Consider the following 16,933-nt stretch of genomic DNA (forward strand, 5'->3'; position numbering starts at 1 on the left):
CAATCACTCATTTAGAGGCTACTAGCAGGGGCTATAACTAAAAAACCGATGCACGGAGGCATCGGTTTTACTACTTTTTGTCAAACAAGTGGCTGACATCAAAGGTTTATTCTTTACTAAGATGTTTTGGACTTGGTTTTTTTAAGACCTGCCTGAGCTTTTTTTGATTGAGATGAAGTTTGCGCTTCTGGTTCGAAGTGCAATATTGCCATGGATGATGGAGACAGCAGCACTTCGCCTTCGGCATGGCCTGGGTTTACATTGCGCACGTTGGTATCACAAATGGTTATCCAGTTTTGTTTGCGATCATTTGGGAGCTTAAAGCGCGCGGTGGCGTTGGTTTGGTTGATCAAATACACCAACTCTTGTCCATCTTTACCAATTCCCAGGTGTAGTGCAACAGAGCTTAAACGGTTCCAGTCGTCATGTTCCATTAAGTGGCCATCGGTTCGTCGCCAGAAAATACGGTTATTATTGCGATTTTCACCACTGAAAGAACGGATAAATGGCACCATGTACTGGCTTCGGTTTGCCACCATTTGTGCCATCCACGTTTTAAAATGTTGTTTTCTCTCGGTTTCGCTCCAGTCTAACCAACTGGTCTCGTTATCTTGGCAGTAGGCATTGTTATTACCACCTTGAGAGTGCGAAAGAATATCAGCAGTCAAAATATGGGGAATACCAAAGGCAAACAGTAGGCTAGCGATAAGGTTACGCTTTTGCTTTTCACGCGTAGCAATGATCATTAGATTTTCAGTTGGGCCTTCCACACCATAATTTTCTGAGCGGTTATCTCCATGCCCATCGCGATTGTCTTCACCATTGGCTTCATTGTGTTTGTGTTTGTAAGACACTAAGTCTTGCAAGGTGAAGCCGTCATGGTAGGTGATATAGTTAACCGTCAATTTGTATGGCCAATTTGCTGCACTGTATATATCGCGTGAACCCATCAAGCGAGTGGCGAACTCTTTCAAATAGCCGTTATCACCTCGCCAAAAGCTACGCGCAATATCACGCAGTTTATCGTTGCACTCATTCCAGCCAAACGGGAAATTACCAACTTGGTAGCCATTCGGGCCAATATCCCAAGGTTCGGCAATTAACTTGGTTTCGCGTAAGACAGGGTCTTGTGCAACGGCTTTGAAAAACGCCGATTCTGGATTGTAATCGTCACCTTGGCGTCCAAGGGTTGCGGCCAAGTCAAACCGGAAACCGTCCACCTTAAACTCGCTTACCCAGTATCGTAACGTGTCCATGACAAGGTTAAGTGCAGGCTGATAGGTAAGGTCAACCGTGTTACCACAGCCGGTATAGTTCGCAAAGTGCGTACCGTGTTTGATATAGAAGCGTGAATCTAGCGCTTTGAGGTTAAAAATGATCGGGCCTTCGCCACCTTCCGCCGTGTGGTTGTACACCACGTCAAGTATCACCTCTATGCCGTGTTTGTGCAGTTCTCGAATGGTGGTTTTAAGTTCTGTCACCGCATCGTCTTGCGCATAGCGGGGATCTGGGACCATAAACAGATAGGGATTGTAGCCCCAATAGTTCACCTTCTCCATCTCCAGAAGGTGAGGTTCATGCATACAAGCTGCAACCGGTAACAATTGTAAGGTGTTAATGTTTTGTCGTTTATAAAACGCCAGCATTTCTGGTGATGCTAATCCCAGGTACTTTCCTTTAAGATCATCGCCGACACTTGGATGCTGTTTTGTAAGTCCCTTAACGTGGGTTTCAAATAGCACCATTTCTTCTCTTGGAATCCTTGGATGTTTGGTGTCCTGCCAATCGAAACTATCATCCACTACTATACACTTCGGCATATCGAAGCTTTTACTCGGGCTGTAAGGCGGAGTGTAATGCAGTACTTTATCAATCGACTTGGCATAAGGATCCGAGACCAGCAGAGGCTCATCTTGGTGAGAAACAACATAACCGTATTTCTGCCCCGGTTTAATATCAGCGATGAATGTATGCCGTATGCCTGCGTACTCATTTGGTAAGTCGTGCAGTGCATAGCTGTCGTCTTCGGCAAACAGTGCCAGCTTAATGTCTTTGTTCTCTGGCGCGTAGATTGAGAAGTTACACCCTTCTTTAGCTACCGTCGCACCCAGAGGGTAAGGGAGAGATTTTAGTTGTGTCATCGGCGATTCTTTATATAAATATTATTACGACCTTTGGAAACTATAAGTTAAAAACTTTGTCTTAATAAGGTCAACCACCTAACAATATAAATATTACTGTAATTTAATTACTTTTTATTGCGACTTTGAGACAGATTTTTGAAACGGGTATCACTTTGTAGCCATTTCCGACCGAAGAAACTTACTAACTCCTCCCTAGAACTTTGAGATAACTCGTAAAAACACCATGCGGTAAAATCCCTCCTCCCTTCTCATCCCCCCTAAATAGTTTTAGGGTGAGGAAGCCATATTTTTACGCCTCAGGTAGATTCTTAACTGTTGAAACAAAACGGGGATACATTCCCATCTTACCTCTCTTTCTCTTGGTGAATTTTTACTGCCTATATTCGCTGAGAGAAAGAAAGGAAAGACAAAAAATTATAAATACCCTTAATGGAGTTAAGAATGAAAAAAGTAAGTATGATTGCTGCAGCAGTGGCTGCCTCTTTAGCTGCTGGTTCTGCATTCGCAGTAGATTTTCATGGTTACATGCGTGCTGGTGTAGGTGTAAGCGGTGATGGTGGCCAACAAGTTACATTTGAAAAGAACAAAGTGGGTCGTCTAGGTAACGAAGGCGATATCTACGGTGAAGTTCAACTTGGTCAAGAAGTTTACAACAACAACGGTAAAACCTTCTATGTCGACTCTATGGTTGCCATGACTTCAAACGGTTCAAACGACTGGGAAAGTACTTCAACGAACTGTGGTGTTACTACTGATACTAATGGCGCAGTGGATGGCGTTGATTGTGTTGATGATGCACAATTCGCGCTACGTCAATTTAACGTTCAAGCGAAAGGTCTGCTGAACTTTGCTCCTGAAGCAACACTTTGGGCTGGTAAGCGCTTCTACCAACGTCACGATATCCATATCTCGGACTTCTACTACTGGAATATCTCTGGCGCAGGTGCGGGTATTGAAGGTATCGAAGCGGGCCCTGGTAAACTTTCTTTTGCGTGGGTACGTAATGACCGTAATGACAATGGAGGAACACCAGACGCAGGCAATGATGGTAAAGCAGCAAACGTTAACACATTAGACCTACGTTATGCAGGCATTCCGCTATGGAGTAATGCTTCTCTTGAAACGGGTCTGGACTACGCCATCGTAAACGAAACTGAAGATGCTTCAAATGCAGCTAAAGATGCGAAAAACGGCGTGATGTTCACTGCTGAGTTAACTCAAGGTCTAGACTCTGGCTTTAACAAAACTGTATTCCAATACGGTACAGAAGGTTACTCTAAAGCGTTCGCATTCTACGGCGATGGTAGCTGGTACGGTGCAGAAGCAAACGATGGTGCAGACGGTTACCGTATCATCAACTGGGGGGTAATCGGTCTTGGCGATAACTGGGAACTTGGTCACCAATTAGTATACGGTGTTGGTAACGACATGTGGGATGGCCAAGATAAGTGGGAAACCATGTCTGCTGTCGTACGCCCTGTATTCAAATGGGATGACAACAACAAGACTATCTTCGAAGCGGGTTACGCGATGGATGACAACGATGGCTTTGAAAGCACTTTTGGTAAGATGACTGTTGCTCAAGCTTGGTCTGCAGGCTCTAGCTTCTGGGCACGTCCTGAAATTCGTCTATACGCGACTTACCTAACTGCTGACGATGATAACGACACACAAAAATTTGATGGTGGTCGTTCAGACGATACATTCCAATTTGGTGTACAAGCAGAAGCTTGGTGGTAATCATTTGACCATTAGGTCCTAAATTGTCCTAGAATGATACAGCCAGAACTTATCTGGCTGTATTTATTTAAAAAACAATTAAATTCGAGGTAGACAGTAATGAGAAAATGGCTTGCTCCCGTACTGCTAGGCATGTTGGCAACTGGCTGTGCGTCTGTAGAACAAGTAGAGATGGCCCCAAGTGATCAGCAACAGGTGATTACCCAGTCTGATGATATTCAATGGGTGCCGCTTGATGTGCCAGTGGTTACTGATTTTGCTTTGACTAATAAAAGCCAAATGCTACTGGATGGTAGTAGCGCAGGCGCTATCGCAGCATTTGCACTTCCGGGAAACCGTGGCAGTCTCGATTTGCAACTAGAGACATTCGTTAGCACAGACCTTCAGTTTTACGCGCCTAATGTAATTGTGGTAAACGCGGATGGGAAAACCGTTTACTCAGCAGATTTTTCTCAGTTTGAGTACGTTCCAGCCAAAATGCTAGATAACGATAAATTTGTTCTGAATCTGAATATTATTCCTGATACAAGTGGAGAAGACCTTCACGTATTGATTTACACAACTTCAGATGATTTAAAAGGAAGCACTCAGATTCTGCACCCTGCTAAAGCTTATGCGTTAGCGCGTCATACTCAGCCACCTGATATTGCCGATCCGCAAGCGAAACACAGTCCACTTGGTCAGTTCCGTTTATCTGTATCTGCAAATGACATCGTGACGACGAAGATTGTCGCTAAAAACGATAATATTCCTGAAGGCGCAGAATTAACAGGTTACTACCACCGCGCTATTGAAAGAGCAGTAGCGGAAGACAATATTCCTAAAGCTTTAACTTTACTAGATGAAGCGAAAGCGTTAGATATTAAAGGCGCACAAGAAGTATTTGTTAAAGCAGTAAACAGAAAATAATAGATAGTATATTCATATAAAAAGGTCAGTCTCAAACTGGCCTTTTTTAATTATTATGCGCTCAAAAATAGTTACCCCTACATAGAGTTATCCCATTCACATATTCACTCACATTCCTTTGTCTTTAGTATTGTTTAGATCAATAATTTAATTTGTTAGTCATTTTATCTCGTATGATGAAAATGATAATTTTCTCTGACCTTTGAAACGAGCAAGAAAGCTGTCTTAATTAACTCAGTCTGCATTGAGCTAATTTTATTCTTGTTTATTTTCTGTTGTTAAAATAAAAAAGGAATCACTTCAATATGAATATGATGAAGACTTCAATTGCAGCTGCATTGCTTATCGCTCTTGTTGGTTGCCAATCTACATCTGAACCAGAACCAACGGTTACGCCTACCAATACAATGTCTGACGCAGAATTGGTGATGTTTATGCAAGCGTGTGACAATCCAGACAGCGTAGAAGCGGGACCAATTAAGAAGCCGCTATTTGTTGTCGGATCTTTTTCAGACTCTAACTGGAAGCATGTTCCTCAGCGTCAATATTCTTACAAAGGAAATAATATTTACCAAGCAGTAATACAAGAAAAGTCAGGCTCATTTAAAATGCAGTATGCGACAGAGTTATGGTTTCCACAATTTACTGCAAAGGGTAATCGAATGAATGTCGGTGAATTAACACCATTAACTTTTGGTGGTTATGGTACCGATACGTCAGTGGATATTAAAGAAGACGGGACATATGTTTGGAGTCTGCATTTTGAAGGTGAAGGTAAGCCTCTTCATGTCATGGTAAATAAGTGCCAATAATATTTAGTTGATCTGGCGATAATTTGATTTTTGTGTAATTAGCCCCTGCATGTGAAGTATGTAGGGGCTAATTTCTTTTGGGAGGGGTTCATGAGTACAAATTTATATAAATCTTTTTTAGCCTTAGCCATCGCGGGAGTAATAGCGGGTTGTAATTCGTCTGATAGTAATAATGAGAAGGCCTCGACACCCAGTGAGGCCAGTTATGATTGCCAAATTGGTATAGCGGAGCAGAGTAATCAGTTGCGTACTTATCAAATTATGGTGGAGAGCTTTGTCGATGGTGATGCCAGTATCGGTCATGGAACGGGATACGGAACCAGCCATCATAATGGTAATTTACAAGGTATTATTGATTCATTGGATTATATTCAAGCATTGGGCATGAACGCGATTTGGCTGACACCGATCTTCGATTCTGAAGCCATTGTAGGACAAGATCATTGGGCCGATCGTTTGGACGCAACCGGATATTATGCGACAGACTATTTTAAGATTGATCCTCGGTTTGGTGATCTTGAAACGGCGAAAAAGATGGTAGAGGAGGCCCACAAACGTGGATTATATGTCTTTTTTGACGGTGTTTTTGGGCACCATAAAGCGGGGCTAATCAAACCTTCGCCCTCTGGGCTGCTCCCTTCTGGTTCTAACAATCCTGTTGATTACCCAGCGAGTCTCGAGTTTTATAAAGAGGTCGCAACATATTGGATAAACGAACTAAAAATTGATGGCTGGCGCTTAGACCAAGCTTACCAAGTACCAACCGACGCTTGGGCGCAACTGCGTATGGCGGTTGATCAAGCCTCACAAAGTGTGACCTATATCAATAGGTTAGATGAGCGAGTGCATCCGTTAGGTTACATGGTGGCAGAAATCTGGAAAGGTGAATCAGATATTGCTGATGAGGCTTATGGAACGGAAAGCGAGCCGGCGTTATGTTCTGCTTTTGACTTCCCTATGCGTTACCGCATTGTCGAAACCTTAGCGGTGAATGAAAGTGGCGTAGGCGGTAAAGATGTTGAATGGTTGGACAACGGTTACCTCACACATCAACAATATCCAAGCCATGCCCAACCCAATTTAATGATTGGTAATCACGATTTAGTTCGCTTTGGCGACTTGTTACAGCGTGGTGGGTTAGCTGATGTAAATGATCAAGAATACTGGTTGCGACACAAAGCTGCGTTTGCATTTCAGGCTGCATATAGTGGTCCTATCACGCTTTATTACGGTGACGAGATTGGTGATCAAGTGGCGGATTTTGCAACAAAAGAAGACACGAATACTTGTGCAGTCGCTGGTTTGTGTGATGACCATGTGGCTCGCAGTAGCGCAAAAATTGAAGGCGTGACGGCGACGCTAGATGCAAACCAAGCCGACCTAAAGTCTTATGTACAAGAGTTGATGGCCATGCGTACCGCTCATTCGTCGCTGTATGAAGGATCACGTACTAACTTGTTGGCCAGCAACGGTATTTATGTCGATTTAAAAACATCGGACACCGATCGAGTCGTTTTTGCATTGAATACTCTTGAAAATGCAAGGACCGTTATCCTCACCGAGGGTATGCTCGGGGGGCAGTACTCGCTGGTGGATTTGATGACCAATGAGACGATCTTGTCTAATAACGGCCAGTACCAAATATTGATGTCACCACTGCAAGGAAGGTTCTTTGCAGTGAGCCAATAGTGTCCTACCCGTTAAAGTATGGGTCAAGTGATGCGGTTAGCTTGAAGGAACGCTTGGCTTTTGTCTCTGTGCAAAGTGAGTAAATGAAAAAAAGGGGGGAAGCAATAGCTTCCCCCCTTTTTGGTGCTGTTACATTAATTAGTTTTGCGTAACGGTCACTATTGGTGCAGCTGTATCGGCAGCATTAAAGTGGAAGTGATAGCTTCCGTCTGCAGGGACAGTGATACTAATGTTACCGCTTGAACCACCGGCCTCCATAGTTAATGGCGTGCCAAATTCAATGGCACCTTGCCCACCGAAGTTGGTTGCGTCTGCCCAGTCAGAACTTGCCACTTTCATCTCGAACGTGCCAGCGGTCAGATCGATGTCTAATGAGTAAACGTCGTTGGCTACATAACTAAACTTAGCGGTTTCAAGTGCGCCCCAGTCTGCATCCGTCACGTCTCCGCGTAAGTATAGAGAGGTATCGCCGAAGGTTGGGGCGTCCGCGGATTTGGTTACCGAAACCACAGGCTTTTCGACGCTTTCATCTTGAACATTGAGTGCGTTAAGAATGAAGTTGTATTTGCCTGTTTCAGCTACAGTCAGTGTGCAGTTGTCACCCGTTCCAAGATCAAGAGAGTCACCGGCTTGCTCTGCAGCACTGCAACCAATGTTTGGAACTGACCAGTCAGCATCTGCAAACTTGAACTCATGGTCACCTGCTTCCAGTACACCTGTCACTGAATACATACCGTTGCCAATAAAGGTCATTGCCCAGTCAGAGCTGTCAGCCCAACCGTTCATTGTGCCTTTTACATAAACCACGGTTTCGCCATACGGCGGGATACTTGATACGTCTTTGTTAGAGGTATCGACTGGAAGCCCAGCCCCTTGTGCGCCGGCTTGTGGCTGCACAAATACTGCGGTTGTCAGTGCTGGTACGGTAAAGGTTTCACCAGAGAAGCTTGCCGCTTTTACCACAGAGTCTGCCGAGTTTTTCTGGATGTCATGAAGCTCAAAACCGCTTGTGCCAGAGATGGTGAACGACTGTTGTTCAGCCGAAGCATTGATCACTGCCACGATCGCATCGTAGTTCGGATCCAAGTCTTGCCCTGCAGAGACCCCGTCATCAATCGTCATTACAATCAGACCAGAGACCTGATTTTGGCCAACGTTGCGGAAGTCCACTCGGTTCATCACTTCTTGAGCCGTATCTAAGCGGAACAGTTCACTGGAGCTACGGATTTTAAGTAACTCTATGAATTGCTGTTTCGTTAACTCGATGTCAGTCGTATCCGGTTTTGCTGTACTGTCACTGATGATCGTTTTGATCAGCTCCCAGTTATCGCCATCTTTATCTTCGCGTGGCAAACCAACGTTCCAGTTGTTGTCACTGCCATCGAAGAACACGCGGTTGAACCAATCGCCAGAGTCGTAGGAATCACGCTGCATCGACTTCGAGCGTAAGAGTTCTGAACCCATGTGAATGAATGGAATACCTTGACCTAGCATGACAGTCGAAAGCGATACGTTTTGCATACGAGCTCGCTCAGCTGAGCTAGTGCCCATTGCGATCTTATAGGCATTATTATCCCAAAGGGTTTGGTTATCGTGTTTAGAAACGTACGAGATGTTCTCCGATGGTACTTTCGTGTAGCCAGCAGGTGCACCATTGTAATCGACGTTCTTACCGAGTTTGGTTTCGCCGGTGTAATCCAACAGTACATAGTCTGCCAAGTTACCTGCCATACCTAGACGTACGATGTCTTGATTGTGCAGACGCCCGTTCACTGAATCGGCATCTGCTTTAGTTTCTTCGTTCGGGTACGCTGCATTACCAAAACCCTGGTTGTAGCGTAATGAGTGAGAACCATCTGAATCGACACCACCATCAAACGGACCGCCACCGCGTACAGCGTCACGCAGACGGTCGGAGAAAGTCCCTATTTCTGTACCAGCCATGTTAGGTTGATTAGCTTGATCAAAGCGTGCATTGTTCGCTACTTCACCAAAGTCCCAGCCTTCTCCATAAAATAAGGTATTAGGGTCAATCTTACGGACTTGCTCTAACGCGTAGACCATGACGTCTTTTGGCTGGTGGCCCATTAAGTCAAAGCGGAAGCCATCGACTTTGTAGTCTTGCGCCCAAACTTTCAGTGAGTCCACCATCAACTTGCCCATCATCAAGTTTTCAGTCGCAGTGTTATCACAGCAAGTTGAGGTCTCTACACCACCAGTATTCACATTGAGGCGATGGTAGTATCCCGGAACGATCTTATCCAGAACAGACTTTTCATTGATACCGGATGCGTTGGTGTGATTGTAAACCACGTCCATCACCAGTTTTAGTCCCATTTTGTGAGTCGCTTGAACCATTTCACGGAACTCAATGATTCGCTGAGTGCCATTTGGGTTGGTCGCGTAGCTGCCTTCCGGTACGGTGTAGTGGAATGGGTCATACCCCCAGTTAAAGCTGTCTAAACTGCGCAGATCGTTCATTAGTGCTTGTGCTGATCCTGTTGTGGGATCATAACTGTTGAGCACATCTTCAATCACCCTCGCTTCACCTTCGCTATCACATACGGCTGCGTCTGGCTTAACCGCACATAGCTTGCCAACCGTATCAGTAATATCGACTCGATTATCCGTATTTTCATCTACGGTCGCGATATCAAAGGCAGGCAGAATATGTAAAGTGGTTAAACCTGCGTCTTTTAGTGCTTGTAAGTGAGAAACGGACTCGCGCTCAGGTTCGGTGAGGGCTAAATACTTACCATCGTAAGCGGGTGTACCTTGACGGTCGTTAAAGCTAAAGTCACGAAGATGGGATTCGTACAATACGTGGTCTTCATCTTTCGCTAGGGTTGGGCGATCGTAGTTGTTCCAATCTTGCGGCATCAAGCTTGCATCGTTTAGATCAACGACTTGTGAGTAGAGGGAGTTAATCGACAAGCTCAGTGAATATGGGTCAGTGACCATCCGTGTTTCTACAGCGCCCGTTGTAGGATGATAAACCGTCACTTGGTAACGATAGAATTTGTTTACAACGTTACTTTGTGGTTCAGACATCCAAATACCGGTGGTGTTATCTTCCGTCATTGTCACGGTTGACTCTTCTTGTAGGTTCTCATCATAGATGACAAGAGATACATCTTGCGCTGTTGGCGCCCACAGCTTAAAGGTTGCCGCACCACCTTCGACGATAGCGCCTAAAGATTGACCCATTGCATTACCGGCATCGGCATCAGCAAAAACGGCATCCAACACGCCCGGTTTCTGGACTTCTGTCGCTGAAATAACATCACCATCAGCATTGTAAGCTACTACCACAATTTGCGATTTTAGGATGGTACGCAGTGTCGCATCATCGACATTGATTTCTGCCGCTTTTAGGCTTGATAGGTGACGGAATCGTGATTTTAATTCTTCGGAAAGCTCGCCGCTCGGAATGAGTTCGATGGCCGTACCACCAGTGAACTGTTTATTTTCGTTCATCGAAATGTCATTGGTCAGGCTATAGTAAAGCTTCAATGAGTCGGCATCACCAGCGGCTTCCCAGGCGATCGTCGTTGCATTTAACCAATGCGCTTTCTGACCATCTACCTCAACTGGACGCTCTTCGATTGGCTCGTAGTAAAGTTCGCTGCTGCCATGGAAACCGAACAGACCTTGAGACGCTCCGACTTTAGTCAATTCAACCTTTGAGTTAGCACTACCGAATGCTTTTTCATCGCCGTTGTGCAAAATAAAGTTCATACATTCGTATGGGTCAGCCGCATCTGGGTCGACCTTCAAGATATAATATGCACCGTAAGTATCGCTAATGCCGTCATAAGGATGAGGCGACGCCCAATCTGTACCACCATTGGCAATCCCCATCGCTTCAAGATCGGTACTTGTACAACCTTCACCGTTCCACAAGTGCAGACCCCAACCATCATAATCACTGGCGGTTGAAGCGGACGCTACGTCTCGTTTGTAATAGACCACCACTTCATTTTCGCCTGCAGGGTACAAACCTGAACTAGGGCTGGTCGTATCGTCGTTAGTGCTGTCACTGCCACAACCGCTGATCACCGCAATGGAGATCAAAGGCAGTACGGTTTTGGCAATCGCTGATAGTTTAAATGTTTTTTTGTCCACGTTTACAAATCCATTTTTATGTAATTGAAATATCGCGTGGTGTATTTCACTGATTAATTCGTGAAATACACCACTAGCTTGTGCGGCAAAATGCCGAAAGGAAATGTTCAACTAGATGCTAATACACAGAATCACCAACAAAATGTGAGGACAAACGCCGAAGTTATTTGCGAAGAAAAAATTTGCCTCACAGTCGATGACGTTCACAAATTCACTAAGAAACGCAACACAGATTGAGAGTTGTCGCACATCTCATATTTAAGAACTATGGCGGGAGTAGAGCAGAGGGAGGAGGAAGGAGGAGAGATGCTCAGCCTCAAAAGCGTGATGCATATCTATAAAAATCACGTATATATTTTTAGATGAGAAATAAGTATCTCCAATACTTCAGGTGGGTGGGTATTCAATTCGTTTGTTTGTTACGATTGGTATCAATTTATCGTCATGCTACCCAGCGCTATTTCGCTGCTAAACTTCAGTTTTTTGCCTGACGGTCGATATAATCGTCAAGCGCCGAGGAAAGTCGGTATTGATTTCTGTTTGTATTCCTAAATAAAAAGAGGCGATTTATGAGCGGTATAGGCATTGCTATTGCGGCAACTGGCCTTTCTCTCGTCCTGATATTTGTGTGGATGGCTTCGTTATCCATGCGCAAGCAACGCCTTGAAGCTGAGAGAAAAGCCCGCGAAGCGGTTTATCGAAAGGCGATGAAGAAGGCCCGAGAACAAGAGCGAAAAGAACGTGAGTTTAAAGCGGAAACGGGCCATATCCCAACCATTTTATATCTCGCGAAAGAAGCGGAAAAACGCAATATTAAGCAGGCTCTCTATTGGTATGAAAAAGCCGCTAAACTCGATAATATCACTGGTATGTACAGCATTGTCCGCCTCAGCGAGCGCATGAGGGAGGATATGGTTCTAAAGGAACAAGCGAATTTTTGGCGCATGGCCATTGCTGGAGTGGAAGGCGATGTAGATGCCAGGTTTGGTACTGGTAAGGCTTTAGTGTTTGGACGTGGTATTGAGCAAAATACATCTAAAGGGCTTGAGCTGATAGAGTCAGCAGCAGAAGAAGGGTGCGTTGACGCCATGTTATATATGGGAGAATGGCAACTTTCTCCTGAAAATGCAGCAGGCAAAAAAGAAGACGCACTTTACTGGTTTCTAAAAGCGGCGGATAAAGGCAGTATTGCAGGGAAAATTCAACTCGGCCTATGCTATTTAAAAGGCCTTGGAACGGAGAAAAACCTGCTTAAGGGGCGTTATTGGTTAGAGCGTGCAGCTGAATGCGGCAGCGCAGAAGCCATGTACCACGCGGGTGAAGCTTGGCAAGACACCAGTAAAACTGGCAATGCGATTGCTTATATTTGGCTGTTCCTCTCGGCCAGTATGGGATATGAGCCAGCACGTATTTTACGAGACAAAGTGGCAAGTAGCATAGGGGTTGATGTTGTCGTCGGGTTGCAGTCGATCGCGAAACCACTGCAGCGTAAATTAGCTTCAGGCGATGTGAAAAAGCATGGCATTATTCGCGCTTTGAACAAGGTGTACAAACGCCCACCGTATTTTCCAGACAAAGAAAATATTACAGAGTCCGTAGAGGAGACTGATGCAGATAAAGCAGGCATCGATTTATTTGAAGGCGAGCAAGAGAGTCACTTTCAATCGGATACTCAGCTTGCGGAATTTGAACCTCGTGATTCTGAACCAAAGCCAACTCGTTTATCAAAAGAAGCTCTGGACTTCACTCAGAACTTTCTTCAACCCTAGACCCCAACCTTTAAAATAATTAAGGGGAGCCAATTGGCTCCCCTTGTTGTTTATATATTCTTGCGATTACGACTGTTCTTTTTGATGTTCAGAGCGGCACACGGCAGCGGTGAAAACAACGTCAGTCGAGCTGTTAAGTGCTGTTTCAGCAGAGTCTTGAATCACACCGATAATAAACCCAACGGCAACCACTTGCATCGCAACGTCGTTAGAGATACCGAACAAACCGCACGCGAGAGGGATCAGTAATAGAGATCCACCGGCAACACCAGAAGCGCCACATGCCGATACCGCTGCAACGATACTCAGAAGCAGTGCAGTCAAGATGTCTACTTCAATACCCATAGTATGCACGGCGGCGAGCGTTAACGTGGTGATGGTGATTGCAGCTCCTGCCATGTTAATAGTTGCACCTAGAGGAATAGACACAGAGTAAGTATCTTCATCCAGCTTTAATTTTTCACATAGCGTCATGTTAACTGGGATGTTTGCGGCACTTGAACGAGTGAAGAATGCGGTTACACCACTTTCACGTAGACATTGGAACACAAGCGGGTAAGGGTTTTGCTTAGTTTTGAAGAAGACGATGGCTGGGTTAACAACCAAAGCAATGATTGCCATTGCGCCCAGCAACACTGCCAGTAGGTGAGCGTAGCTTGCTAGGGCGCTGAAACCTGTCGTTGCAAATGTTGCGGATACCAAGCCAAAAATACCAAATGGTGCAAGGCGAATGACGAAACGCACAATGTAAGAGACACTGTGGCTGAGATCTTCAAATACCGCCTTTGTGGTAGCAGATGCATGATGAAGCGCAAGCCCAAGACCTACACCCCAAGCCAGAATACCGATGTAGTTCGCTTCAACAAGAGCGTTAACCGGGTTATCGACTACTTTGAAAAGCAGTGTACGTAAGACCTCTGCAATACCTTGAGGAGGCATTGCACCTTCAGCACCGGTCACAAGCGTCAAAGTGGTTGGGAAAAGGAAGCTTAGAACAACGGCTGATAGGGCCGCAAAAAATGTCCCCATTAGATACAGAGCAACGATTGGGCGCATGTAAGTGTGTTGATTTTTCTTCTGATTAGCGATAGAAGCCGCAACCAAAATAAAGACTAAGATTGGGGCAATCGCTTTAAGCGCGCCAACAAATAAACTACCAATAAGGCCAGCGCTTTCTGCGTGACTTGGTGAGATTGTCGCAAGCAAAATCCCCAAGACGATACCGACTAGGATTTGAACGACAAGGTTGCCACGAGCATATCGGGCAACGAGACTGTTATGTTGCATACTTCATTCCTGCATGTTGTGCTTTAGTGATTCAGCCAATGGTTACTATCACGCTATAGCAATAGCTGATCTCCCCGAACGACAAAGAGAAAACATCACTGTTAATCACCGAGTTGCATTATTATCAATTAGAGCATTCAACCACTGTATTGTTGAATGCGACATATCTTAACTTCGGAATATTTTGTGTCTAGTTTTTGTTTGTTTTTGGACTAAATGTTTGCTCAATGTTACTAAAATAAGTCTTTTGTGTTGCAAGTTGTTGGCGAATGTGAGTGATACTTTTGAACGTGTGCTTAACCTGCATTCGCTTGGTCTTCCGCTTGTTCATCGACCGTTAGTTTTGATATTGCTTCGACAATTGGAGCAGGGGTCAGCGTATGCGGTACTTTGGTGATGAGTGTGCCATCAGGCTTTAAGAAATAAAAATAAGAGCTGTGGTCCAGCGTGTACCCAAGCTCCGAGCCTTCCAGTTCTGTTTTACGGAAAATAACACCGTATCGGTGAGCAAGAGGTGTTGTCACATCGAGTGGCGCTGAAAGTCCTTCAATCATCGGATGAAAGTAATGGGCATACTTGGCTGACGCGTCGGCTCCGTCTCGCTCTGGATCAAGTGAAATAAACATTGGACGAAACTGAGCTTTTTGCTTGTCATCAATTTGGTTGAGCGCACCCGCTAACATCGCTAAAGATGTTGGGCATACATCCGGACAACGAGTAAAGCCAAAGTAAACAATTCGAATGCGTGAATCATTGACATCGAAAATATCAACGGGTTGTTGATTTTCACCAAACAGTATCGTTTGCTGATCGGCTTGCTGGATTGCAGCTTGTTTGGAAGCGGAGGTTTGATCGTGTGTTGATACGTTGCTCTGATTGTCTAAATAGCTTTTAACGCCAAAACCCAGTGCGAACGCGGCAACGAGAAAAAGGGACCAATTACGGCTCATTATTTATTCCTTATCTTTATCTGTGCATTTTAAGGGCGGGATAAAGGGTGCTTTGCCCATCCGTTAGCTCTCCGACCCATGTCATTGAATCTTGTATACACACTGGCAGCAGTAGCTCTCCCTGGTACTTACCTGGAGAGACTTGTTTAAGTATGTATTTGGGTTGTCCCATATCCATCTCCCGACCAGCTAACGTAAGAATTAACTGTTCTGCTTGACTGTCTTCCCAGTCAACGGTGAGTTGCGCCGGAACCAAAGGTTGTGGCACTTCGACATCAAGCATCATAGACACGCCTTGCTGTTCACAAGGTGAGGTCGATAGAAAGCAGTATTCATCGAGTGGTTTGAGAGTGGAAGAAGAGGAAAAATTTTTAAGTAACGTTGGAGTGTAAAAACCAACAACAAGCGCCGCTACGACACCTGCCATTTTTATCAGTTTCATTCGGACCCGCACCCATCGCAGAAAGTTATCTGTATCGTATCACACAAGGGTATCGCACTAATCGAGCAGATCGGCAAATTGTGCGCGATACCCAAGTGTTAACGCCAGCATTTAGCTATTTGATTCTGAGAATTTTTCTAGGCCAAGTACTAAAGCAATCGCGACCAGCATCATGACAATGGCTAATATCAGTTGCGAAGGCTGTGAGGTAATGTGCTCAAATTCAAACGGTGACAAATTGTGTTGCAACAAAGGCACTTGTTCACCTTTGGAGTTGATACGCCAGGTAATGGTTTCTTTCCAGGGCCAAATTTTTGGCAGCGTCCCTAACATGAGGCCGGTTAAGAACATGAGTGTGAAATCGCGAAATTTGCGCAACAACCAAGACAAGAGGTGTGAAAAGGTCAGAAGGCCAATCACACACCCGGTTAAAAATAGTGCCAAGATATCAATTTGCAAACCTTTGACTGCGGTTAATACCGGCGTATACATGCCAATAAGCAGTAAAATGAAGCTGCCTGAAATACCTGGCAGAATCATGGCACATATGGCTATCGAGCCCGCAATTAGAATATTCAGCGTTGTTGGCTCCATGTGCAGCGGCTGCAGCACGGTAATGCTATAAGCGAACGCAATGCCTATGAGTAGAGTAATGAAGCGAATCACATCTCGTTTTTCGACCTGGCGAATGATGTGGTAAACAGACACTAAAATAAGTCCAAAGAAGAATGACCAAACCGGGATTGGGTGAGTGTCGAGCAACCATGTAATCAGTTTCGCGAGTGTTGCGATACTGCTAAATATACCGGCAAACAGAGCAATAAGAAAAAAGCCGTTGATATGGTTGAATGCCGCTTTAAACCCTTCTTTTCGCCAAGTCGATAAAAGTGAAGGGTTAATACGGCGGATGCTTTCTAGCAAGGTGTCATAAATACCTGTGATGAACGCGATTGTACCGCCTGATACGCCTGGGACCACATCGGCTGCCCCCATAGCCATTCCTTTGAAGAAAGTAATTAAATAGTTCATTTCTTGTTATTCAATGCTGTAAGTGGAACAGAGTATA

The 16,933-nt window shown here is 44.9% G+C and carries 11 protein-coding genes; 5 read left to right on the forward strand and 6 right to left on the reverse strand.

Annotation, left to right across the window (positions count from 1 at the left end; translation table 11 throughout):
* Positions 1-116 precede the first annotated feature (116 nt).
* Positions 117-2,141: a glycogen debranching protein GlgX gene (gene glgX, locus SU60_RS12460; RefSeq protein ID WP_041155783.1), complete on the reverse strand. Its 2,025-nt coding sequence runs from the start codon at positions 2,139-2,141 to the stop codon at positions 117-119.
* A 444-nt stretch (positions 2,142-2,585) separates the two neighbouring features.
* Here glgX and SU60_RS12465 point away from each other — a divergent pair, with 444 nt between their 5' ends.
* The 4 genes from SU60_RS12465 to SU60_RS12480 all read left to right on the forward strand — a co-directional run bounded on the left by SU60_RS12465 (position 2,586) and on the right by SU60_RS12480 (position 7,294).
* Entirely contained in the window at positions 2,586-3,884 is a 1,299-nt protein-coding gene (locus tag SU60_RS12465; protein ID WP_041155784.1) for a maltoporin, read from the forward strand.
* A 99-nt stretch (positions 3,885-3,983) separates the two neighbouring features.
* Positions 3,984-4,793, forward strand: coding sequence for a MalM family protein (locus SU60_RS12470; protein ID WP_041155785.1), 810 nt, complete (start codon positions 3,984-3,986; stop codon positions 4,791-4,793).
* A 305-nt stretch (positions 4,794-5,098) separates the two neighbouring features.
* Entirely contained in the window at positions 5,099-5,605 is a 507-nt protein-coding gene (locus SU60_RS12475; RefSeq protein ID WP_041155786.1) for a hypothetical protein, read from the forward strand.
* Positions 5,606-5,695: 90 nt separating this feature from the next.
* Positions 5,696-7,294 (forward strand): alpha-amylase family glycosyl hydrolase, encoded by a 1,599-nt coding sequence (locus SU60_RS12480; RefSeq protein ID WP_041155787.1) that lies wholly within the window; start codon positions 5,696-5,698, stop codon positions 7,292-7,294.
* A gap of 138 nt (positions 7,295-7,432) precedes the next feature.
* Here the strand turns inward: SU60_RS12480 and pulA are convergent, their stop codons facing one another.
* The gene (gene pulA / locus SU60_RS12485; RefSeq protein WP_041155788.1) at positions 7,433-11,419 is read right to left on the reverse strand and encodes a pullulanase-type alpha-1,6-glucosidase; all 3,987 of its coding nucleotides are present in this window, start codon (positions 11,417-11,419) and stop codon (positions 7,433-7,435) included.
* Positions 11,420-11,988: 569 nt separating this feature from the next.
* On the opposite strand from pulA, the gene SU60_RS12490 reads away from it, so the two are divergent.
* Positions 11,989-13,188 carry a tetratricopeptide repeat protein gene (locus tag SU60_RS12490; protein ID WP_041155789.1) on the forward strand — a complete coding sequence of 400 codons (1,200 nt, stop codon included), beginning with the start codon at positions 11,989-11,991 and terminating at the stop codon, positions 13,186-13,188.
* 66 nt (positions 13,189-13,254) lie between these two features.
* On the opposite strand, the gene sstT is transcribed toward SU60_RS12490, so the two are convergent.
* From sstT to SU60_RS12510, 4 genes are all read right to left on the reverse strand, one after another.
* On the reverse strand, positions 13,255-14,475 hold the full coding sequence (sstT, locus tag SU60_RS12495; protein ID WP_041155790.1) for a serine/threonine transporter SstT: 1,221 nt from the start codon (positions 14,473-14,475) through the stop codon (positions 13,255-13,257).
* A 296-nt stretch (positions 14,476-14,771) separates the two neighbouring features.
* On the reverse strand, positions 14,772-15,425 hold the full coding sequence (locus SU60_RS12500) for an SCO family protein (RefSeq protein ID WP_041155791.1): 654 nt from the start codon (positions 15,423-15,425) through the stop codon (positions 14,772-14,774).
* 16 nt (positions 15,426-15,441) lie between these two features.
* Entirely contained in the window at positions 15,442-15,867 is a 426-nt protein-coding gene (locus SU60_RS12505; RefSeq protein WP_041155792.1) for a hypothetical protein, read from the reverse strand.
* Between the two features lie 111 nt (positions 15,868-15,978).
* A complete protein-coding gene (locus SU60_RS12510) occupies positions 15,979-16,896 on the reverse strand; it encodes a polyprenyl-phosphate transporter (protein WP_041155793.1) in 918 nt (305 codons plus the stop codon).
* Between the last annotated feature and the right edge of the window lie 37 nt (positions 16,897-16,933).

This window comes from Vibrio mytili (assembly GCF_000830505.1).
Taxonomy (GTDB): Bacteria; Pseudomonadota; Gammaproteobacteria; order Enterobacterales; family Vibrionaceae; genus Vibrio; species Vibrio mytili.